18 protein-coding genes and 1 pseudogene are annotated in these 20,610 nt (G+C 66.9%); 10 read left to right on the top strand and 9 right to left on the bottom strand.

Annotated elements, in window-relative coordinates; genetic code table 11:
* The 4 genes from Q664_RS30150 to Q664_RS30135 all read left to right on the top strand — a co-directional run bounded on the left by Q664_RS30150 (window position 1) and on the right by Q664_RS30135 (window position 2,757).
* Complete coding sequence (locus Q664_RS30150) at window positions 1-609, top strand: hypothetical protein (RefSeq protein WP_152622417.1); 609 nt, start codon at window positions 1-3, stop codon at window positions 607-609.
* 11 nt (window positions 610-620) lie between these two features.
* Window positions 621-1,352 (top strand): hypothetical protein, encoded by a 732-nt coding sequence (locus Q664_RS30145; protein ID WP_043403488.1) that lies wholly within the window; start codon window positions 621-623, stop codon window positions 1,350-1,352.
* Window positions 1,353-1,365: 13 nt separating this feature from the next.
* Window positions 1,366-2,004, top strand: coding sequence for a hypothetical protein (locus Q664_RS30140; RefSeq protein ID WP_043403487.1), 639 nt, complete (start codon window positions 1,366-1,368; stop codon window positions 2,002-2,004).
* A gap of 90 nt (window positions 2,005-2,094) precedes the next feature.
* The gene (locus tag Q664_RS30135; protein WP_043403486.1) at window positions 2,095-2,757 is read left to right on the top strand and encodes a hypothetical protein; all 663 of its coding nucleotides are present in this window, start codon (window positions 2,095-2,097) and stop codon (window positions 2,755-2,757) included.
* A 33-nt stretch (window positions 2,758-2,790) separates the two neighbouring features.
* Here Q664_RS30135 and Q664_RS58165 read toward each other — a convergent pair whose 3' ends face one another.
* Complete coding sequence (locus tag Q664_RS58165) at window positions 2,791-3,480, bottom strand: hypothetical protein (protein WP_152622415.1); 690 nt, start codon at window positions 3,478-3,480, stop codon at window positions 2,791-2,793.
* 188 nt (window positions 3,481-3,668) lie between these two features.
* A complete protein-coding gene (locus tag Q664_RS55265; RefSeq protein WP_160174530.1) occupies window positions 3,669-4,724 on the bottom strand; it encodes an AAA family ATPase in 1,056 nt (351 codons plus the stop codon).
* 386 nt (window positions 4,725-5,110) lie between these two features.
* On the opposite strand from Q664_RS55265, the gene Q664_RS30120 reads away from it, so the two are divergent.
* Complete coding sequence (locus Q664_RS30120) at window positions 5,111-6,607, top strand: amino acid permease (protein WP_052518853.1); 1,497 nt, start codon at window positions 5,111-5,113, stop codon at window positions 6,605-6,607.
* A gap of 97 nt (window positions 6,608-6,704) precedes the next feature.
* Here Q664_RS30120 and Q664_RS52865 read toward each other — a convergent pair whose 3' ends face one another.
* Together Q664_RS52865 and Q664_RS30110 are read right to left on the bottom strand one after the other, a co-directional pair.
* Window positions 6,705-7,331: a pentapeptide repeat-containing protein gene (locus Q664_RS52865; RefSeq protein ID WP_052518852.1), complete on the bottom strand. Its 627-nt coding sequence runs from the start codon at window positions 7,329-7,331 to the stop codon at window positions 6,705-6,707.
* 11 nt (window positions 7,332-7,342) lie between these two features.
* Window positions 7,343-8,880 (bottom strand): annotated as a pseudogene (locus tag Q664_RS30110) (AHH domain-containing protein).
* 216 nt (window positions 8,881-9,096) lie between these two features.
* On the opposite strand from Q664_RS30110, the gene Q664_RS30105 reads away from it, so the two are divergent.
* A complete protein-coding gene (locus tag Q664_RS30105) occupies window positions 9,097-10,080 on the top strand; it encodes a hypothetical protein (RefSeq protein WP_043403482.1) in 984 nt (327 codons plus the stop codon).
* A gap of 12 nt (window positions 10,081-10,092) precedes the next feature.
* Window positions 10,093-10,350, top strand: coding sequence for an acyl-CoA-binding protein (locus Q664_RS30100; protein WP_043403481.1), 258 nt, complete (start codon window positions 10,093-10,095; stop codon window positions 10,348-10,350).
* A 9-nt stretch (window positions 10,351-10,359) separates the two neighbouring features.
* Here Q664_RS30100 and Q664_RS52860 read toward each other — a convergent pair whose 3' ends face one another.
* Entirely contained in the window at window positions 10,360-11,565 is a 1,206-nt protein-coding gene (locus Q664_RS52860; protein WP_052518851.1) for a transglutaminase-like domain-containing protein, read from the bottom strand.
* A 56-nt stretch (window positions 11,566-11,621) separates the two neighbouring features.
* On the opposite strand from Q664_RS52860, the gene Q664_RS30090 reads away from it, so the two are divergent.
* A complete protein-coding gene (locus Q664_RS30090) occupies window positions 11,622-12,473 on the top strand; it encodes an ATP adenylyltransferase family protein (protein WP_043403480.1) in 852 nt (283 codons plus the stop codon).
* 50 nt (window positions 12,474-12,523) lie between these two features.
* On the opposite strand, the gene Q664_RS30085 is transcribed toward Q664_RS30090, so the two are convergent.
* Window positions 12,524-12,979 carry an Imm26 family immunity protein gene (locus Q664_RS30085; protein ID WP_043403479.1) on the bottom strand — a complete coding sequence of 152 codons (456 nt, stop codon included), beginning with the start codon at window positions 12,977-12,979 and terminating at the stop codon, window positions 12,524-12,526.
* Between the two features lie 11 nt (window positions 12,980-12,990).
* On the bottom strand, window positions 12,991-14,064 hold the full coding sequence (locus Q664_RS30080) for a hypothetical protein (RefSeq protein ID WP_152622414.1): 1,074 nt from the start codon (window positions 14,062-14,064) through the stop codon (window positions 12,991-12,993).
* Window positions 14,065-14,636: 572 nt separating this feature from the next.
* On the opposite strand from Q664_RS30080, the gene Q664_RS52855 reads away from it, so the two are divergent.
* Both Q664_RS52855 and Q664_RS55260 read left to right on the top strand, forming a co-directional pair.
* Window positions 14,637-18,374: an FAD-dependent oxidoreductase gene (locus tag Q664_RS52855; RefSeq protein ID WP_052518850.1), complete on the top strand. Its 3,738-nt coding sequence runs from the start codon at window positions 14,637-14,639 to the stop codon at window positions 18,372-18,374.
* 168 nt (window positions 18,375-18,542) lie between these two features.
* Window positions 18,543-18,689 carry a hypothetical protein gene (locus Q664_RS55260; RefSeq protein ID WP_084610453.1) on the top strand — a complete coding sequence of 49 codons (147 nt, stop codon included), beginning with the start codon at window positions 18,543-18,545 and terminating at the stop codon, window positions 18,687-18,689.
* A 4-nt stretch (window positions 18,690-18,693) separates the two neighbouring features.
* On the opposite strand, the gene Q664_RS30065 is transcribed toward Q664_RS55260, so the two are convergent.
* Together Q664_RS30065 and Q664_RS30060 are read right to left on the bottom strand one after the other, a co-directional pair.
* Complete coding sequence (locus tag Q664_RS30065) at window positions 18,694-19,356, bottom strand: hypothetical protein (RefSeq protein WP_043403476.1); 663 nt, start codon at window positions 19,354-19,356, stop codon at window positions 18,694-18,696.
* Between the two features lie 85 nt (window positions 19,357-19,441).
* Complete coding sequence (locus tag Q664_RS30060) at window positions 19,442-20,533, bottom strand: hypothetical protein (RefSeq protein WP_043403475.1); 1,092 nt, start codon at window positions 20,531-20,533, stop codon at window positions 19,442-19,444.
* Window positions 20,534-20,610 lie beyond the last annotated feature (77 nt).

Raw genomic sequence — 20,610 nt, 5'->3', positions numbered from 1 at the left:
ATGGGCTCTGCATCTCCCGGGGCGGCGGTGGGCCGCCTGGACCTGATTCATTCTCTCCTGCGCGCGGTGGACCGGCCCGCTCGCGAAGCGCTCGACATGGCCCGGCGCCCTCTCGCCGCGACCCTCGCACCGGCACTGCTCGGCATCTTCCTCGTGGCCGCTTCCTCCGCCTCCGCCGGCTTCGTCTCCTCCACCGGCCTCCGCTTCATCCCGAAGCTCGATGCCCTCCGCGCCGTCTTCGAGGCCCTGCTCGTCGTCGTCCCCGGCTCCCTCGTCTTCGCCATCTACCTGCGTCTGCGCCTCACCACCCGCGTCCTGCTCGCCGCCACCTCCATTGGACTGCTCGCCGCCGGGCTCGTGGCCACCTGTGTCATGCCCCTCATGGCGTTCCTCGTGCTCGTCTCCCGGGACGCACCGCTCGTGCTCGCACTCCCCGCGGTGTTCGTCCCCGGGCTCGCGCTCGCCACCCTCGCGGCCCTGCCCGTGCGCGTCATCACCTCGCTCGACTCCTCGAGGGCCGCCTGGTGGATGTCACGAGCCTTCGCCTTCTTCCTGGGCGCCGTCTTCCTCCTGCGCGTCCACTCCTCCTTCCTCACGCTCTGGCGCTGACGAGGTCTTCCATGGAAGCCATTTCCCCGACTGTCCCCCTGACCGCCGAGCCCCTCACGCCGTTCATGCCCTGGTCCGTGGAGGAGCGCGCGCCCCTCCACGAGCCCGCCGTCCCCGCCGAGCCCGAGCGGCAGCTCCTCGTGGAGCTCCTGCGCGAGCCGTCCGCCATCGTGGAGCGGTTGTTGGATGCCACGCGGCTCCAGGGGCTCGTGGTCGGCTCGGTGGGAGTCATCGCCGTGTGCACGAGCGCCTTCGCCGCCACGGCGAGCGCCGCGCGTGGCCATGGAGAGGCCTGGGCGGTGCCGGCGGCACTGGCGTCGATGAACGTGCTGCTGGCGCTCGCGGCGTCGCTGGGCCCCATCTACGCGGCGAGCATCCTCGTGGCGGCGCGTGTACCCATTGCCCGGCTGGTGGCGGCACTGCTGGCCTCGGCGGCCACGGGCTCGCTGCTGCTGGCGGGGCTCGCGCCTCCGCTCTACCTGCTGTGGCGGCTGGATGCCGAGTGGGCGGGGCCGCTGCTGCTCACCGCGGCGTTCCTCCTGTCCGGATGGGCGGCCGGTGCGCGCATCCACCGGCTGCTGAGCCTGCTGGCCGAGTCCGTCACCCGAGTCGCGCTGGGCAACCCCACCGCCGTGCTGTCCTCCGAGGACGCGTACCGCGTGGGCATCCTCGCGCGGGTGTCCTGGATGATGGTGGCGTTCACCTCGGGCCTGGGCTTCTGGGCCTTCAACGCGCTGGGCTGAAGGAGGACGGACCATGACGGCACTCGTGATTCTCACGGCCTATGTCGTGCTCGGAGCGGTGGCGGCGGTCTGTGCATTCGTCCAGAAGCGGGGAAGCACCCTCGCGGAACGGCTCGGCCAGGCGCTGCTGGCCCTGGCCCTCTGGCCCTTCCTGCTCCCCCTGCTCCTCAGTCCGGGAGACGCCGCCCTGCGCGTGGAGCGGGGCCACCAGAGCGCGCGGGCCCGGCGGCTGGACGAGGTGACGGGGCGGCTCGAGGAGTGCTGGAGGCAGGCGGCGGTGGAGAGCGCGTGGGCGGCGGATCAGGCGCGCGAGCACCGGTTGCTGGACGGATTCGTCTCGCGTCTGCGGACACAGGAGCGGCGGCTGCTGGAGATGGAGGTGGCGCTGGCCAGCGCACCGGCGAGCGTGAAGGAGCGGCTCACCCGGCTGTACGAGCACGCCGCGGCCGAGCTGGAGCACAGCATCGGGCTCGTCGAGGAGCTGGCCGCCCAGCTCACGCTGCTGCGTTTCTCCGGCCTGGGCAACCCGTCCGCCACCCGCGTCGAGCGGAGCCACATCGAGGAGTTGCTGTTGCGCATCGAGGCGCTCGCGGAGGCCTCCCAGCCTGGCCCGAGCGAGACACCGCCTCCGGCCCAGGTGGCCCGGGCTTGAGCGAATCAACCTCTGGAGTTGGGAGGTGGGCCGAACTTGACTGGTGCGATGGGGGCACTACCTTTCGAGGAGGCCTGCCCACATCCTGCCATGCTCAAGGACCAGAGTTTTCCACCCATCACCCTATCCGGCGGCGGCGTCGTAGAGCTTCGCCGGTGTGAAGACGACTTCTACCGCAAGGCGCGTGCACTGAGCATTCCCATCGAGATCAGGAGCTCGAGACTTATCACCCTGACGGACCGACTGGGATTGCCTCAAATCTACGCGGCCTTGACGGTACTCACTGGACCCAGCGGGGACTTGCATGATTGTTGGAAGGGCTCCTTCAGCTTCTCCTTCAAGCTGACCGTGCGTCGCGACAGCAACGAGTTCCGCTATCTGCTGCGCCTCGTGAACTTCCGCTCTCTGGTCGAGCCCACCCTCTACAGGCTCCAGAAGCCAAGCGAGTCGCACAGCCGTACCTCGTACCACGCCCCCTTCGATAACGAACTGAGCACGAACGACATCATTGATGTGGTCGAGTTCATCGCGGGCTTTCTCGAGGGCTTCCTGGAGACCATGCCCATGTGGACCACACCTTTCGTGAAGGAGGTCCAGTCCAACTTCATCCTGTTCGGTTACGACCCCAAGGCAGGAGCCTTCTTCGAGGAATCCTATGACGATGAGAAGTCGTATCGAGCCGCGCTCGAACACTGGCGCACCCTCATCCCGAAAGAGACCACCGAAAGAGAGCAGCTCGATCGGGACTGGTAGCCCGCCCATCGAGGAGCCCCCCTGCATTCAGTTCTATAGGTTCCGAAGCATCAGCGTCTCGCGACGAACATTTTTCGCGGGATAGGTGTGAGGGCTGCAGCTTCCAGGGCCGAGAGGATTCGCGATGCCGAGCAGATCGGAAATGTCCTCGAACAAAGCCCGCGCGAACAGGAGCGGACTGGTGGATGCAACCAAAATCCAGTCCAGCGTGCGAAGCGCACGGACACCATTGACTGTTTCGTCGTAGAGAAGTGCGCCGGAGGACTCAACGAGGAATTCAAGATACCGCTTGGGGTGCCGCTCCTCGCGCCACCACGGTGCGCCCAAAGCTGCCTTCTTGGCGTTCTCCTTCTCAGCGCGCGGCAAGAACCCCGGGTCGTCTGTTTCAAACGACTCGAGATCTGCTCCAAGCCGATGCACAGCGACACCAGACGCGACCCCGGCCCGGGCCAGAGCTGCCGGCTCGCCGAAAAGATAGGCCTCCACGAGTGGTACGAGGAGATGGAATGAGCACCGCTCCCGAAGAACTCTCTTCATCCGCTCCGCTGCATCCTGCGAGGAGCAACGGGCACTCACCTCCTCGTTGAGGGCACGCCGTACCCAGGAGACTACAACCTGTGGCTGGTGCGCATTCGCAAGTTCCAAATCATCGATTCCAACCACAAGATCTGGCGGACTCCCCGTCCGCCCGCTCAAGGTCTCGGCGACGAGGGTCTTGGCCATGCGCTTCACCGTCGCTGGCGTCTGCGGACTGGATAATGGAGGCAGTGGGGATGTGGTGATCGCTCCGTCTCCGAGTTTGCGCGGTTGCAGAAACTGCACATCTCCGCCTGCCGCGCTCAAAATCCGCTCCAGAGCCGGTCCGAGAGCGAGATGCTCCATGTCTCCCGTCACAACGAGCTGAACACGCATCAGATGTTCTCGTTCGCCGCGAACTCGCTATCACTGTAGAGTTCACCAATCGTGTAGTTCGCGAGCCAGTTGCGATCGCGTAGCTCGTCGAGCGGGACCGGAAGCACCTCGTAGCCACGCTCCAGGACGAAAACATGCTCCGGTTCCGCATTGAACTGATTGAGCAATACCGGGGAATGGGTGGTGAAGAGGATCGTCAGATCGTGTTGCCGGGCCCATGCGCGGGCGCGCTCAACCAGGCGCCGTATCGCGAACGGGTGCAGCGCATGCTCGGGCTCGTCAATAGCAACAATCCCACCGCGATCCGCGGAGGCGATCTGCGCGAGGAGCATCAGCATCGAGAGGACGCCGTTTGCTTCGTGGCTGATGGGATTCGGTGTTTCATTGCCGGGCCGGTATACGCGGGCAGTCACCGTCTGCCCTGCATCGAAATCAATGCCGTCATACACACCAGGAAATGCTGCCCGCAGCCCCTGGTCGACAAAATCGAAGCGCCGTGCGTCCTCCCGCCGATCCCGCCACTTCCGCAACATCGTAAACACGTTCCGGCCGCGGGTGTGCAGATGCCGATCCTCGATCGCTCGAGAGCCGCCCTCACGGAGTCCACGTAGATCTGGATCGTAATAAACCTGGATATTACGGATGAGATTTGAGAGTCGCGCGGCGTCTGAATCTTCCGGATGGAACTCGGTCACCCAACGCAGTCCGAGCCGTTCCGCAGCCGCCGGGACAAATTCCTGGCGCTCGCCGCGATAGACGAAATTGCCAAGGCTGTCGCGCACGAAGATCGTCTCACCGCCCAAGGTGAGACTCTCGTCGGTCACGTAGTCAACGGTCGCACCGCGAGCTCTGAGCTGGACACGCCAGGACAAATCATCCAACTCAAGACCGAGTTCGGTTGGTTCGTCTTCGGCCGCGTCGTGATTCCGGAGGTTGTAACTACCCCCAAGCGTTTGGGAAACCGCCTCGGGTAATCCACGATCAAACGCAGCGCGGATGACCTTGAGCGCAAGCAGTACGGTGGTCTTCCCGGTACCATTGGCCCCGGTCAACACGGACACTCCGCTGAGCGGCCAGCGAAGGTTACGAAGCGCATAGAAGTTCCGAACTCGGAGCGTGGGCATCCTTGGGCCTCTGCAGCGTATGAGCCGGACACGACGGTGACCAGCCGACTCACAAGTTAGTACGCGGAGGAGCCTGGGAGGAGCAAGAACCCTCTTCACAGAGAGCCTCTGAATCGATTTGCTGTTGGCAGGGCCCGCGCCTCCAGAGCCCACTCCGAGCGAGGCGCCACCTCCAGCCCAGGTGGCCCGGGCGTAGCCAGCAACGTGAACGGGTGATCGTCGGCGAGGGGACATCCGCTCTCCGGCGGACACTCGGTGGAGCGGGCGGCCCGTTTTGTTCTTCCTCGGACGGGGGTGAGCGGCGTTGACTGCCATCCATGGGTATCTGGTCGACGAAGAGCCTCGCCCAATTGCAGGGTGAGGAAGGACATGGGCACGAGCTGCACCGCACGCTCACGGGCCTCCAGCTCGTCCTGCTGGGCATTGGCGCCATCATCGGCGCGGGCATCTTCGTGGTGACGGGCACGGCGGCGGCCCAGCACGCGGGCCCCGCCATCCTCCTGTCCTTCATCCTGGCGGGGGTGGGCTGCCTCTTCGCCGGGCTGTGCTACGCCGAGTTCGCCGCGATGATTCCCGTGGCCGGCAGCGCCTACACCTACGGCTACGCCACCCTCGGCGAGCTCGTCGCGTGGATCATCGGCTGGGATCTCATGCTCGAGTACCTCTTCGCCTCCTCCACGGTGGCGGTGGGCTGGTCCGGCTATTTCACCGCCTTCCTGCGCGACTACCTGCACCTCCAGCTCCCGGCGGCCCTGACGAGCGCACCCTTCGACATACGGCCGGGCTCGCACATCCCGCACGCCACCGGAGCGCTCGTCAACCTGCCGGCGGCGCTGCTGGTGGCGGTGCTCACCGGGCTGCTCACCATTGGCATCCACGAGTCGGCCCGGCTCAACAACCTCATCGTCTTCCTGAAGGTGGGCGTGGTGTTGCTCGTCATCGGCTTCGGAGCGTTCTACGTGCGGCCCGAGAACTGGCAGCCCTTCATCCCGGAGAACACGGGCACCTTCGGTCACTTCGGCTGGAGCGGGATTCTCTCGGGAGCGGGCGTCATCTTCTTCGCCTACATCGGCTTCGATGCCGTCTCCACCGCGGCCCAGGAGACGCGCAATCCGCAGAAGGATCTGCCGGTGGGCATCCTGGGCTCGCTCGCCGTCTGCACCGTGCTGTACATGCTCATGGCGCTGGTGATGACGGGCGTGGCGCACTACAGCACCCTCAACGTGCCCGAGCCCGTGTACGTGGCCATCGCCCAGGCGGGGCCGGCGCTGTCCTGGTTGCGGCCCATCATCAGTCTGGGAGCCATCGCGGGGCTGGCCTCGGTGGTGCTCGTCCTGCTGATGGGACAGCCGCGCATCTTCTACGCGATGGCGCGTGACGGCCTGCTGCCCCACTTCTTCGGACAGGTGCACCCGCGCTTCCGCACGCCCTATGTCTCCACGCTCATCACCGGCGTGGTGGCCATGGTGGTGGCGGGGCTGTTCCCCATCGGCCTGCTGGGGGAGCTCGTGTCCATCGGCACCCTGTTCGCCTTCGTGGTGGTCTGCGCGGGCATCCTCGTGTTGCGCTACCGGCGGCCAGAGTTGCCCCGGCCCTTCCGCACTCCCTTCGTCCCCGTGGTGCCCGTGCTCGGCATCCTCACCTGCGGCTCCCTCATGCTGGGCCTGGGCGTGGCGACGTGGTTGCGGCTCGGAGCGTGGATGGCGCTCGGGCTCGTCATCTACTTCGGCTATGGCCGCAGGCACTCACGCGTCGGTCACGGGGACACTACCCCCGCCGAGCCACCGCCCCCCGACCTCGGCGGGCCGCTCTGAACGAGCCGTGCCCTTCCCCCCCTCCAGGCGTGCGTGAGGACAGGCACCCGTCAACCGCTCGGAGCCGGCCACGAGCGCTTCAACCCACACCGCTCTGTCAGTAGACGATGCAGTCGAACTGCTCAATGACCGCTCTGAATGCTTCCTCGGTGGTCTTACGTCGCCTGGCGAGAGCAGGGGCGTATAACGTCACGGCCTTCGTGCCGGGAGGCTCCCTGTACGGCCCCTCTACGATGACTGGGCGGTAACCTCCCGGCCACTCGACACTGTTGAGCTCACGGGCTTGCCCGATGGGGTCCAGGATGGTGAAGCAGGGCCATCTGGGAAAGCGGATGGAGGAAGGCTCACAGCCCATGATGCGGCAGCCATCCAGACGAGCCTCGGAGAAGTCACAGTCCTCGATGGACCCTTGCCGCGCCCTCTCCGAGTAGTCTGGCCAGTGTCCGAAATCGCAGCCCGACAGCCGCCCCTTGAACCTGCACCCCTTCAGTGATGCGAACACCCACTGTTGGTGGTTCTTCAGTTCCTGCTTCACCTCGAAGGTGCAGTTGATGAACCGAGTACCTTCGTCGAAGAGCAGATTTCTGCCGGAGACCTTCAGGACGAGGGTGCAATCGCGAAACGTCACATTGGAACCAAGGAAGTAGAGCGAGCCCTTGTCCGTCAGCTCCAGCCGCTCGTTTTCAATCTCCCGATCCTCGTAGAAGACCTTGTTGTAGAGCACCCGCCGCCCTTTCAGAAGGTGAGCATCCGGAAGAACTCACCCGCCATGCGTCGGCCATGCCGAGCCAGATTCGAGTCCGTGCCGGAAAGAATCTCGTACTTGTAGCCCCCCAGGACTTCCACATCGACTCCCTGGTTCCGGCTGAAGTTGTAGAGGTGTTTGAATTGCCTACGGACCTCGTCCTCCACGAAGCGCCCCCGGGCCTCGCGCTCCAGCAGTCGCGCCAGCCAGTATCTGCCCTCCTTCAAGGCTTCGTCGATGGCCTCTCGCTCGTTGCGCGAGAGCCTGTGGGGCCCCCACTGCCTGGCGGCCCGGGTGACGGCTTCCTGGAGCATGTCGCCCACCCTGTCCTCGACAGGAATGTCCGCCACCGACTTGCCTCGGGGAATGTGCCAGCGCGGGCCGTCGCTGAGCACCACCTGCCGGTTGCCGCCCCGGTGCCGGATGACGGTAGTGGCGGAGCGACCCCCCGGAGCTGTTTCCGTCCCACGGCCCGTTCCCTTCTTGAGCATCACCACGGCCAGGGGACCTTGCGGCGAGGTGGCCACCCTCTCCGCCGCCACCACCGCCCGGGCCAGCGCCCCTTCCGAGGCGAGCGCCGCCTCCGTGCCTTCCAGCCGGCCCATGACGGCCGCCCCGCCTTGCGCCTCGAACCGCGCCCCCGCCAGCCGGAAGCCCGGCAGTGACTTCACCCGCGCCATCACCTGCCCCAGCGTGTGTCCGCTCAGGCTGGCCACCGCCAGAATCATCGCCCTCGCCGCGTCCTCGCCCAGCACCTTGCCGAACTGCGCACCGGCCGCGCGCAGCTCCTCGATGGCGCAGTAGAGGGCCACCGTCCAGACGACCATGGAGACGAGCGCCCGTGTGTCCAGCAACTCGCGGCCCAGCGCTCCCTTCGTCTCCTCCAGCACGTGGCCAAAGGCGATGGACAGGGCCAGGACGCGCCGGTCCTCGGCCCTCAAGTACGGCCCGTCGTCCAGAAGGGCCCGGCAGTCACCTCCCCCCTCGGGTGCACACCATGCCAGGTAGTAGTCCCTCAGGGCGGCTTCGGCCTGGGGGGTGAGGACGACAGGGCCCGTCTGGCGCTCGGGTATCCAGGTGAGGCCCTGGCCCGCGTATACCTCCAGCCTCCAGTCGCCCGAGGCTTCCACCCAGCCCTCCTCGGCCGGCGGCCCCCCAGTGGCGAGCAACTCGCGGGCGGCCTGTTGGGGTGTCTTCCCCCCAGTCGTACGTCCCGGGCGAGCCGATGGAAGGCTCGCTGGAACTCGGCCGGGGAGATGTGCACTGACCGGGTGGAAACGGCACCGGGCTCCAGGAAGTCCACCTCGTACACCGTGGCCGACTCCAGGCCCGGCTCCGCCGTGACCACCACCCGCTCCTGGGCAGCCGGCGGGGGCGCGAGCGGAGGGGAGCGGTAGCCCGCGAGGAGACTGCCGTGAGGCGTGCCCGTGGCACACGCGAACTGGAACAGGACGATGAGGGCCCAGGCGCTCACGCAGGGCCCCAGGCGCGCGCCCCTGGAGCGAGTGCCTGCAAGACGGGTGGACACGGCGGACCTCCGGAAGCGATACGGCCCAAGGGCCGCCGATCCGGAAGTACATGGAAACGCGGACGCATCTGTCAAGCCGCCAGGTTGGCCGGACCTGGCAAGACACCTTGGGCAGGCCAGGAGCCGCGCACGGCCCGAGGTGCTGGTCCGTGCTGCTGGGCATGGGATGCTTTCGGGGAGGCGAAAGCGGCGAGCCGCGCCATACTGCCCACCGCCATGAATGCCCAGGACCTCCTCGCCCGACTCCAGGACGCCTCTTCCGACGGTCCGTTGGATCGCCTCGCCTCGCTCGTCGTGGAGCACGAGCTCTCCCAGCCCCTCGAGTCCCTCCTGCCGCCCGCCCTCGCGGCGCGCGCGCTGAGGGCCGCCCTCGAGGGCTGGCTCGCTTCCGACACCGCGGACCGCGAGCTCGCCTCCGCGCTCGACCACCTCCAGCGCCAGCTCTCCCAGGACCCGCGCACCGTGCGCGAGGCCGTGCCTCCCGAGCTCCCCAAGATGTTGTCGGAGCTGGCCGCCCGCCGCTACTCGCCGGACCGGGCACTGGTGCTCTCCGTGCTGGACCGTCCGCCCGTCCGCACGCTGGTGCGCACGCTGCTGCTCAACGTGCTCATCGAGTTCAGCCGCAAGGTGAGCGCCCCCGTGACGGAGAACCGCATCGCCAAGGGCTTCTCCGGCCTCGCGAAGCTCGCCGCCGAGCAGGCCAAGAGCTCGGGCGGAGCACTGGGCGGCATCGCTGGCGCGCTCTCCGATGAGATCGAGCGCCAGGTGGAGAAGCGTGCCCGTGACTTCGCCGACTCGGCGCTGTCCGGCCTCTTCCAGCAGCTCGCCGATGCGCTCACCGACCCCACCCGGGCCTCGGAGCAGGCGGAGATGCGCGTGGCCCTCCTGGACGGAGTGCTGAGCCAGCCCCTGGCGAAGCTCGGACGGGAGCTGTCCCGTGCGGACATCCCCGGCAGCGCGGCGGTGGTGCGCAAGGCCCTCACCCAGTGGCTCTCCACGCGGGACGCCACAAAGGAGCTGGAGGCCCTGATCACCCGCCTCATGGAGCGGGACGGCAAGCGCCCGATGCGCGAGCTGCTCGAGCCGCTCGGCCTGCTCGACACCTTCCAGGATCTGGGCCGCGAGTCCCTGCGCAGGCGGCTGGCGCCGGTGGTGGCCTCCGAGCCCTTCGCACGCTGGCTCGAAGAACTGATGAAGTAGAGGAGAAACCGTATGGCACTCGAGGATGATTTCCGTTCCGCGCAGGAGCGCGTGAAGACGCTCAAGACGCGCCCCTCCAACGACACGCTGTTGGAGCTGTATTCGCTCTTCAAGCAGGGCACCGAGGGCGACGTCCAGGGCAAGCGCCCAGGGATGTTGGACATCAAGGGGCGCGCCAAGTACGACGCCTGGGCCGGCCGCAAGGGCCTGGGCAAGGAAGCGGCCATGCAGCAGTACGTGGCGCTCGTGGAGCGCCTGCTGCGCGGCTGAGCGGCGGCATCAGGGGTCCGCCGCGTACCGGATCTTCATCCGGTTGATGGGACCGGCGGCCCCCGCTCGATTCACCGCCCGGACCTCGAGCGTGTTGAGTCCCGCATGCAGCTTCAGTGGCGCCGTGTCGCCGGGCAGCCGCTTCCATTCGCCGCCGTCGACGCGCAACTCGTAGTGGCTGAACCAGGGCATGCCGTGCTGCAACGTGAGCGTGTAGTCCGGCCGGGCGGCGAACAGCGACCGCTTGCTCAGGAACTCCTGCTCCGTGGTGATGTGGTGCTCCTGGATGAGCTCGATGGGCCGGCGCGCGTTGTTGTACGTGAACAGCACCTGCGTGTGATTGAGCGGGAAGTAGAGCTCCCGCGGGTCATCGGTGAAGAGCAGGCCATCGGCGTGGAACCCCTGGAAGGTCGCGAACTGCCCCTTGCCCTCCAGTGGCAGCATCAGCGTGGCCTTCTTCCCGTCCCGCAGATACGGGACGTTCATGTACCCGAAGTAGCGGCCGATGAACTCCCGGTACTGCTTGTCGAGCTCCTCAGGCGTCTTCTTGTGACGCGCGAGGTAGCGCGGTGAGGGAGTGAAGCGGATCTCCCCGAACCGGCCCTCCTTCTTGAGCTGGAACATCTCGAGGAAGCTCAGGTAGCGCCCCTCGTGGGTGGCGGCCATGCTGAACTGCGGGTCGATGAAGATCCACTTGTCCAGGGTGTTGGACCAGACCTCGGACGCCACGTGGGACTGCCCGAAGCCCCCGTAGGCGGGATCCGCCGTCATGATGCCGAGCGGCCGCGACGGGTAGCCCAGCGACAACAGCAGGTCCGACACCACCGTGCCGTACTCCACGCACCGGTAGCGCTGCCCCTGCTTCACGTTCTGGAGGATCTGGAACGACGACGTGCCCGGCGGGGGCTCGTTCATCCCGTCATGGTCCCACTGGATGCTCACCCACTCGAGGGCTTCGAGGATGAGCTCCGGGTCCGAGCGGCGCGAGAGGTCCACCTGCTTCAGGACGTGCTCGCGGAGCTGGCGGAGCTCGGGGGTATCGAGGCTCTCGGGCAGCTTCAGGGTGCGGTAGCGGTCGTCCAGCTTGAGGTTGGAGGACTCGACGATGGAGATCTTCTCGAGCGGGCCCGGGGTGGTAGCGGGGGCCCCGGCGAGGGCGGCCGGGGCGGTACCCAGCAGGGCCAGCAGGACGGTGAGGGACGCGGACTGTCGCATGTCCCCCCCTTTACGACCCCTACGCGGGGCGATTGCCTGCGGTAATCTGCTCCGTGATGAGCACGCCCCCCCTCCCCCATGAGCCGTCCCTGCGGCCCGAGGACCTGTGGCCGCGGATCGTCTCCACGACCCGGCACGCACTGGCCACGGGCGCCCTGCAGCCGATCGCCACCGAGTGCCAGACCCTCGAGGAGCGGGGAATCTCCTTCCAGGTGCGGGTGCTCGGCCGGGCGCACCTCAAGGACGAGCGGGCCAAACGCGAGAAGCCCCGCGCGGTGCCCTTCGATCCCTTCGAGAACCCGGATCCGGACCTCATCGTGGGAGGGCTCTCCCCCACGCACCTGTGCCTGCTCAACAAGTTCAACGTCGTGGAGCACCACCTGCTCATCGTGACGCGAGCCTTCGAGGAGCAGGAGTCCCTGCTCACGGCCGCGGACTTCGAGGCGCTCGCGCTCTGCATGGACGGGCTGGACGGGCTGGGCTTCTACAACTCCGGCGAGGTGGCCGGGGCCAGTCAACCCCACAAGCACCTCCAGCTCATCCCTTCGCTTGGTCCCGAAGGCCTGCGGGTCCCCATGGAGAAGGTGCTGCCCGGGGCGCCGGAGTTCGCCCACGCGGTGACGCGCCTCGGGCCGTGGGAGTCCTCACCCGCCCGGGATGGGGCCCGGCTGCTCGCGGCCTACCAGTCGCTGATGAAGGAGCTGGGAATCGGGCACCCGCTGCCTCCGTACAACCTGCTCACCACGCGGGACTGGATGCTGCTGGTGCCTCGCGCGCGGGCCGAGTCCCACGGCATCAACGTCAACGCCATGGGCTTCGCCGGCTCGCTGCTCGTCAAGAACCAGGAGCAACTCCAGCGGCTCCAGGAACTGGGACCCCTGGAGTTGCTGAGACAGGTCGCCGCGTAGGAGCTCACTCGAGCGCCATGCGCTCGTCCGCCCTGACTGTGAGAGACTGCCTATTTCAGGCGTACTTTCAGGTGCTCCACCGTGGCGTTGGGCCGCCCCATGAAGGTGTCGAGCAGGCGTTCTTCGACTGCATGCTGTTCCCAAACAGCCATTTGTTCCAGCCCAATACACTCGTGGGGCTCGGCAATCCTCGAATGACCGTCCAGGTCGAAGATCGTGCAGTTACGGAAGTCCAATATATCCTGCCTGAATGAGACAATCGGTTGGGTCAGCGGTTCCTCGAGCTCTCTCCACCCGATGACCTCCCATGATTTGGGGTCCAGATGACGGACAGCCACCTTGAAGAGGATTGGCTTGGATGCAATCCGATCGAGATCTGTATCAGGACTCTCGGTCTTGTAGTCGTAGAAGGCATCATGCGTTCGCGTCAGCACCCTCCCGTAGCCGCAAGAGTCGTCCGAAAGACGAATTCTCAAAAACGTCCCTGGCTTATAGAATCTCGGCATTCGCGCCATTTCTAATGCCCTGTGTAAGAGTAACGTTGACCCCACCAATCCGAGGCAGCGTCGTGAAACCGCCTGCCCCACGGATTGTCTTTCGCCACGCTGCGGATGGCATTCTCGGTCCGATAGGGCTTCCCGGTGTCAGACCAGGCACCACCGAGAGAATCAATCAACTGCTGCTCTCGTCCGCGAATCCGCCAATACGCGACGTCATCATATCTCTTGCTATAGTCAATTGCGTTCCCAACATCGAATACATCAACGCGGCCGAAATCGAACGCAGCGCCCTTTGGCTCAGCGTCCTCGTCGATGTGGTGATTCGCATCTCGCAAAATAATGGCCAACCACGCCTGCTCTTCGAGGGACCTGGTGAGATCGACGACCATGCTGGTTCGCCCCGCGTAGTAGCGGTGGGTGATCTTGTTGAGCTTCGTGTAGGTCACATAGATGCGCCCCCGATTCTTTTGGGTCTCCTGGTCGGGTTCTGGTGTTGGCGATGCACCGGGAGGCGCCAGGGGAGCGGACGTCGGTCCCGTTCGGGTTTTGGGAGCCTTCGTCACTGGGTATTGACCTTGGACCCACCCAGACACATCGCCGAAGTGCGTGCCGTAGAACTCATCCGCGATGTCGATCGGGGTCTCCGCCCCGTCCACGGCCGCGCTGACGGTCAAGCAGACCAGGAGAACACTACCGGCCGCGGCGACGATCGATCCTCCCGTGACGAGGAGCTCTCCGGCCGCACCGCCAGCCCCTGCTTCTTCCGCTGCCGTGGCGCCCTCTGGCACGATCCGGAGCACGCCTCGGGGGATGCCATTTCCCAAGCCCTCGCCAGAAATCCCCTCGAGCAGAGGTGACGAGGATGGACCCAGCGGCGCCACAGGTGAAGCCCCCGTCGTTGCCGCCACAGGCACTACTTCCAGGCCAGAGCGAGCTGAATGAAGTGCTTCATTCAGTGCCCCCGATGCAAGGTAGCGGCGCGGGACATAAACACAACTCTCTCGTTGACCCGTGGCGCGACGGACGCTCTGGGCAGCGCCCCTACACCCCACAAGAAACATGCAGAGCAGCACAGCCAACAAGCGTGCCATGCAGCACCTCCTGACGTTGATGGCGCCCCCAAGCAGGTGGGGAGGAGGCGAACGTAGCGCGCCCCAAGCAGATGGGGAGAGCGTATAGCCGGGATGGGGGCCCTGTTGAGGGTGTCGCCAGGGCTGTGCGCCGAGCCAGTGAACAAGCGGTGCAGCCCTCTTACAAGTCCTTTGGCACCTCACAAACGACGGGAGAGCTACGTAACCGGGGCAAGCCCACAAGCGACTGCCGGGCGAACCAGCCGCCCCTCGCATACGGCGCCCCCCCTCCGCTTTCAGACTCCCCAGCAGGGGGGGGTCTGCTACCTTCCCCCACGGGACGCACCCCACATGCTCACCTCGCTCGACATCCTCCGGCAGAGGGCCGGGCCCACCGAGCCGGGCCCCTCCGTTCTTGGCGCCTTTGAGCGGCTGGCCGAGGCCGCCCTCCTCCTCGCCCCGCCCACGCTCCACGTCCCCTCTCGGGCGCCGCTCCGGCGAAGAATGGTGCACCTCGGAGGCCGAGTTGCCCGTGAGCGGGCCACCTGGCAGCCCCCCTACCCTCTCCGCCGCTCCGGCGAGGTGGAGGCCTCATGAGCGCTCAGGTGCGCAAACTCCTGCGAGCGGTGCTGCCGGATGCCGGCAGCTTCGATGCCTTCTGCCTCGATTACTTCGGAGACGTGTACCGGCAGTTCTCAGGAGGCATGAATCGCACCCAGAGGGAGAACTTGCTGCTGGAGATGGTGAGGGCCGAGGACGTCTTCTCAAAGCTCCGAGAAGCCGAGCCCGCCAAGGTGGCTGAGCATGCCGCTGACTTCGCCGCCGCCCTGCAGGCGATGCCCCCGAGCAATGCAGCAACGCCGCCCCCTGCCAGCGCGCCGCCCTCGCTGCCCGCGCGAGGGGACTCCTTCGGCCGTGAAGAGCCCACCCGCCAGCTCATCTCGGCCCTCCTGACTCAGGAGCCCCGCCCCACCCTGGCTCCCGGCCCTCCAGCCATCGGCAAGATCAGCACTCGCCACATCCTCCAGCAGGAGAAGGGGCTCACCCCCCTGGACATCCTCCGGCACATGGAGGTGCCCGAGGAGCCCGGCCTCTACGTCCTCGGATCCTTCGAGCGCCGCATCACCCTCTTCTCCCAGCAGGTCCGCGCCCTCAACCTCGTCTACTCCCTCTTCCAGGAGGACCGGCTCTCCCAGGGCTCCTCCCTTGCCATCATCGGCGGCGGCGCCGCTGGCCTCACCGCCGCCGCCGGGGCCGCCCTCCTCGGCGCACGCGTCACCCTCCTCGAGGAGCAGAGCGACCTGCTCCCCATGTTCCGCAACAACCGCACCCGCTGGCTCCACCCCCACATCTACGACTGGCCCCTCCCCGGCTCCGAGCAGCCCCGCGCCGGCCTCCCCGTCCTCGACTGGACGGCCGCCCTCGCAGGGGACGTAGCCCGCCAGATCCTCGCGCAGTGGGAGCCCCTCGCCCAGCGCTGCGGAATCAAGGTCCACACCCACACCCGAGGCATCCGTCCCCTCACTGGCAGTTCCTCCCCCCGCCACCTCTCGTGGAACACCGAGCGCTTCCACCAGGGAGACTTCCACGCCGTCCTCCTGGCCGTGGGCTTCGGCCTGGAGCGCCCCCTGCAGGGCGCTCCCTCCCGCTCCTACTGGGAGGACGACAACCTGGACCGCCTCCTGCATGGCCCAGGCCGCTCCTCCTTCCACTACCTCGTCTCGGGCACCGGCGATGGGGGCCTGGTGGACCTGCTGCGCCTGCGCCTCAAGGACTTCCGCCACCACCTCGTCCTCCAGCGCTACTTCCACGGCCTCAACTTGGGCGCCTTGGAGCAGAAGCTGCTGGAGTTGGAGGACCCCTTCCTCAAGGGACTCCTGCGCGAGGACGAGCTCTTCCAGCACTACGAGCACCTCCCCGTCCCACCTGCCCTCGATGAGGGACTGCGCCAGGACCTGCGCGGCGACACCACCGCCGTCCTCAACGGCCTGGAGCCCTCTCCCCTCAGCCCTCGGGCTTGCATCCTCAACCGCTTCCTGGCTTCCCGCCTCATTCGCCTGGGCGTGCGCTACGAGTCCGGCCCTCTCTCCCTGAGCCGCTCCGGGGAGCGCTACGCAGTCACCTTCTCCGAGACGGGCCACCTTGAGCACTTCGACGAACTCGTCATCCGCCATGGCCCCCTGCCGGCCCTCGAACGCTCGTTCAAAGCCCTCTGGGACAAGGCCGGCGCGCGCATGCGCGAGTTCGCTCTGCTCGACCAGACTCGCAGGCCCCTCTTCAACCCTGATGATTTCAACGCCTCGCGGGGGGTAACGGGCGCGAGCCATGCGGCGACTCCAGCTCCCGTCACCACATCGGCCTCGCTGCCCACGCGAGGGGACTGCTTCGGCCGTGAGGCGCTCACCGGCCAGCTCGTCTCGGCCCTCCTGGCCCCTGAGCCCCGCCCCACCGTGGTGCTCGGCCCTCCGGGCATCGGCAAGAGCACCCTCACCATCGAGGCGCTCCACGCCCCCGAGGTGGTGCAGCGCTTCGGCTCCCGCCGCTTCTTCGTCCGGCTCGATGGCGCCACCTCGCCAGAGTTGCTCGTCAGCGCCGTGGCCGCGACCCTCGGCCTCCACTCGGCAGCCAACCTCTGGGAAGCCGTCAAGCAGTCCCTCCAGCAGGCCCCCGCCCTGCTCGTTCTCGACAACACCGAGACTCCCTGGGAGGCCGACCGCCGTGGCACCGAGGCGCTCCTGGCCGAGTTGCGTGCCCTCCCGGGCCTCGCGCTCGTCTGCTCGGTGCGAGGCCAGGAGCGACCCCACCTCCCGCGCTACGCGCGTCCCATTGAAGTCACCCGGCTCGACAAGTCCGCCGCTAGCGAGCTCTTCTGCTCCATTGCTTGGAACGTCGACCGAGAAGACCCTCTCCTTGAGCCCCTGCTGGAGGCACAGGAGGGGCTCCCTCTCGCCATCTGCCTGCTCGCCCACGCCACTGAGGGCTCCTCGCTCCAACACACCTGGCGCCGCTGGCAACACGAGCGCACCACCCTCTATGTGCGCCCTGGCCGCCCTGACGCCCAGTCGAGCTTGGCCTTCTCGCTTGAGGTGTCCATCCAAGGGCCTCGAATGACGGAGGAGGCTCGCCGGCTGCTGTCCTTGCTAGCCTGCCTGCCCGCTGGCATGGCCCAGGAGCACCTGGAGCGGCTGCTGCCTGGAGCGGGTCCTGGAGCCGCGCAGGTGCTCTCCAAGGTGGGGCTCGCCTTCTTCGAGCAGGAGTGGCTGCACATGCTGGCTCCCATCCGCGAGCACGTCCGGCGTTCACGGACTCCGAAGCCGGAAGACCTCGAGCGGCTGCGCACCCATTACTTCACGCTGGCCCGAGAGCAGGGTGAAAAGGTGGGTAAGCTCGGGGGAAATGAGGCGATCACGCGGCTGCTCGCGGAGTTTTCGAACATCGAAGGGCTCCTGGAAGAAGAACCTGCTGAAGGCAGGGCTGTCGATGCCATTGAGGCAGCAATTTCTCTGACTCGCTTCATGTGGTACTCAGGGCACGGCTCTCCCCGGGTGCTCCAACAAGCCTGTGAAAGGGCACGGAGGAAGGGTGACGCAGAACGTGCGGCGCGCTGTACTGAGAGCATGGGTAATATCGCACTCTATCGCTCACAGTATGAGGAGGCGCGTCGGCATTACGAGGCGGCTCTCCCCTTCTACGCTCAGGTGGGCTCCGTGCTCGGGCGAGCCAACTGCATCAGGCGCCTGGGCGAAATCGCGCTGACGCTCTCGCAGTTTGAGGAGGCCCACCAGCGCTACGAGGAGGCACTCCCCCTCTTCGATCAGGTGGGCAACGTGCTCGGGCGGGCCAACTGCATCAAGGGCCTGGGCGACATCGCGCTGGAGCGCTGGCAGCATGAAGAGGCGCGCCGACGCTACGAGGAGGCTCGCCCCCTCTTCGAGCAGGCGGGCGACGTGCTCGGGCGGGCCAACTGCATCAAACGCCTGGGTGACATCGATCTGGAGCGCTCGCAGCATGAGGAGGCCCGCCAGCGCTACCAGGAGGCTCTCCCCCTCTACACTCAGGTGGGCTCCGTGCGCGGGCGGGCCAACTGCATCCAAGGCCTGGGCGACATCGCTCTGGCGCGCTCGCAGCATGAGGAGGCCCGCCAACTCTTCATTCAGGCCCTCTCCCTCTATACTCAAATCCAGGATCTGTACTCCATCGGGCGCGCCCATCATCGGCTCGCCCGGCTGGCCTCTGATGCCGAGATACGCCGCCACCACGTCTCGGCCGCACGTCAGGCCTGGCAGAGCATCGACCGTCCGGACCTGCTCCAATCGCTGGGCGCCGAGTGAGCCTGCCCCGGTTTGTAGCTCTCCCGCCGTTTGTGCGAACTATGGGCTCATTCGACTGACTGTACGAGGAAGGCTCGCCTGCTCACCGCCGCAGAACCACATGAAGTGCGGGAGAGCCACGTAACCGGGGCAAGCCCACCTTCCCGGCCTCACGTATCCGTCCGGCGGATGGTGCCTCGCGCGCGGGCCGAGTCCCACGGCATCAACGTCAACGCCATGGGCTTCGCCGGCTCGCTGCTCGTCAAGAACCAGGAGCAACTCCAGCGGCTCCAGGAACTGGGACCCCTGGAGTTGCTGAGACAGGTCGCCGCGTAGGAGCTCACTCGAGCATCGCGTTGCCCACGGCGACATAGTCGTTCAGGTCCAGATCTTCGCGGCGCACCACGGCGCACAGCCGGGTGAACCAGGCCTCGAAGCTGTCGAACCCGAACGTCAGGGGAGCGTTCGAGTCCAACCACTCGCCGTCATCCACGTAGTGCCCCGCCAGCGCCTCGTAGTCGTTGTCCTCCAGCAGGAGGGGAAGCTCGCCGCCCTTCGGCTCCGTGCGTGTGTAGAAGCACCAGCGCGCCGCCTCGACGCCCAGGTACGCGTCCGCGAAGGAGATCAGGTCCGTGGTCGTGATTTCCCGGTCATCCACCGTCGTGCCCGAGGGCGTCCACGAGGCCGTGAGGGACTCCAGCGTGGGCGTCCAGATGTGGAACGGCTGATACGTCTCCCACTCATCCCCATCGGGCTGGTGCTCCAGCCGGACCTCACGGTGCAGCAACAGGAACTGGCGGTAGCTCTCCGGAACAACGAAGGCTTCCTCGCGGTACGGCGTCGGCAGTTCGTACGGGTAACCGGACAGCAGGCGAGGCAGCGCATCCACCTCCTCGCGCGTCAGCGGCGGCTCCCGCACCAGCCGCCAACCCCGCTGCCGGGCCCAGGTGTCCATCCCATCCAGCAGGGCCTTCAAGTCCTCTCGCCATGTCGCGCTCGCCATGGCGGCTTCTACCCTGGCTCGCCCCCATCCGTCCTATGTTCCTGCTCCGTGCGGGTCTCCGCTCAGCGCCAGGCACACGGTGGGCTCAGGCCTCCGTCAGGATGCGGTGCCGGTAGAGCTCCAGCAGGATGTCCTCGTGCAGGTCCGCGTGCTTCTCCTCGCGCAGGCGCTCGCGCACGGCCGAGACCGGCTCGCGGCCCGTGAACTCCACCAGGAGCGAGTAGGCCACACCGGGCAGCGCGACGGCGTCGTACTCGCTGTAGGCTCCCAGCGCGACGCTCCCATCCGCGAGCCACTTCACCGTGGCCTCGGGGTTGAGCTTGAGCACCTTGGGCAGCGCGGGTGCGACCGCGTCCCGCAGGCTCTTCTCCAGCACCTTCAGCTCGATGACCCCATCCAGGCCCATGATCTTCTCCACCTGCTCCGGAGACAGGGCACGGATGGTGTCGTAGCAGGCCCGGTAGAACTCCACCTCGCGGCCCGACCACTGACGCCACAGCGCGGTGTACTCCTTCTCGGGCAGCGGCTTGTCGTCGAGGTCCTCGAGCGTCGGCGTCTCCGCCAGGTCCGGCTTGTCCCGGCCCGCGAGGACGTACTCGGGCAGCAACTGGAGCACGGCGTAGCGCGAGAGTTGGATCTCCGCGAGCGCCAGGTACGTCTTGAACGTCATCCACAGCTTCCGCCCGTCCGCGCCCGCCACGTACTTGCAGAAGAACGTGGAGCACACGGCCTCGCGGAAGGGCCAGATGGTGCAGCCGCCCTGCTGCTCCTCGAAGTACGGGCAGCGCATGGAGGCCGCCCGGCCGAAGAACTGGCGCGAGTTGCGATACAGCAGGTTGTAACGCGCCGACGGCCGGAGCCACTGCGGCGTCACCCCCACGTGGCTGGCGATCTTCTCCCCCACGCGCCGCCGCCCCTCGCCCAGCTCGTCACGCGTGTCGGACAGGAGCGCGCCCACCAGGTAGTTGGGCAGCTTGGGGTAGTAGGTGCAGCACTTGGTGTCCGGCCGGAACAGCCGGCTCACCCCGTCCACGGACTCGACGGCCCCCTGCGCGGAGGACGGACACATGGCGCACGAGGAGCACGTGGCCTTCTCCTCGTTGGGAATCTCCGCGCGGAAGAATTCGGGCAGGAGGCCGCGGTAGAGGACCGGCAGGCTGTCGAGCATCTGGGGCATGGGCGGGGATCCTCCGGGGGGGGGGTACGGGCTCAGGACAGGGATGCGGATGAGGATCATCACGCACAGCGCGAGCA

The organism is Archangium violaceum Cb vi76 (assembly GCF_000733295.1).
Lineage (GTDB): Bacteria > Myxococcota > Myxococcia > Myxococcales > Myxococcaceae > Archangium > Archangium violaceum.
Note: the sequence above shows the minus strand (reverse complement) of the source record. Positions and strands in the feature narration are given on the sequence as shown.

Excerpts from the sequence above, each read along its gene's own strand:
- Q664_RS30150 (WP_152622417.1), top strand. The coding sequence starts at position 1 with ATGGGCTCTGCATCTCCCGGGGCGGCGGTGGGCCGCCTGGACCTGATT.
- Q664_RS30145 (WP_043403488.1), top strand. The coding sequence starts at position 621 with ATGGAAGCCATTTCCCCGACTGTCCCCCTGACCGCCGAGCCCCTCACG.
- Q664_RS30140 (WP_043403487.1), top strand. The coding sequence starts at position 1,366 with ATGACGGCACTCGTGATTCTCACGGCCTATGTCGTGCTCGGAGCGGTG.
- Q664_RS30135 (WP_043403486.1), top strand. The coding sequence starts at position 2,095 with ATGCTCAAGGACCAGAGTTTTCCACCCATCACCCTATCCGGCGGCGGC.
- Q664_RS58165 (WP_152622415.1), bottom strand. The coding sequence starts at position 3,480 with ATGGCCAAGACCCTCGTCGCCGAGACCTTGAGCGGGCGGACGGGGAGT.
- Q664_RS30120 (WP_052518853.1), top strand. The coding sequence starts at position 5,111 with ATGGGTATCTGGTCGACGAAGAGCCTCGCCCAATTGCAGGGTGAGGAA.
- Q664_RS30105 (WP_043403482.1), top strand. The coding sequence starts at position 9,097 with ATGAATGCCCAGGACCTCCTCGCCCGACTCCAGGACGCCTCTTCCGAC.
- Q664_RS30100 (WP_043403481.1), top strand. The coding sequence starts at position 10,093 with ATGGCACTCGAGGATGATTTCCGTTCCGCGCAGGAGCGCGTGAAGACG.
- Q664_RS52860 (WP_052518851.1), bottom strand. The coding sequence starts at position 11,565 with ATGCGACAGTCCGCGTCCCTCACCGTCCTGCTGGCCCTGCTGGGTACC.
- Q664_RS30090 (WP_043403480.1), top strand. The coding sequence starts at position 11,622 with ATGAGCACGCCCCCCCTCCCCCATGAGCCGTCCCTGCGGCCCGAGGAC.
- Q664_RS30085 (WP_043403479.1), bottom strand. The coding sequence starts at position 12,979 with ATGCCGAGATTCTATAAGCCAGGGACGTTTTTGAGAATTCGTCTTTCG.
- Q664_RS30080 (WP_152622414.1), bottom strand. The coding sequence starts at position 14,064 with ATGGCACGCTTGTTGGCTGTGCTGCTCTGCATGTTTCTTGTGGGGTGT.
- Q664_RS52855 (WP_052518850.1), top strand. The coding sequence starts at position 14,637 with ATGAGCGCTCAGGTGCGCAAACTCCTGCGAGCGGTGCTGCCGGATGCC.
- Q664_RS55260 (WP_084610453.1), top strand. The coding sequence starts at position 18,543 with ATGGTGCCTCGCGCGCGGGCCGAGTCCCACGGCATCAACGTCAACGCC.
- Q664_RS30065 (WP_043403476.1), bottom strand. The coding sequence starts at position 19,356 with ATGGCGAGCGCGACATGGCGAGAGGACTTGAAGGCCCTGCTGGATGGG.
- Q664_RS30060 (WP_043403475.1), bottom strand. The coding sequence starts at position 20,533 with ATGCCCCAGATGCTCGACAGCCTGCCGGTCCTCTACCGCGGCCTCCTG.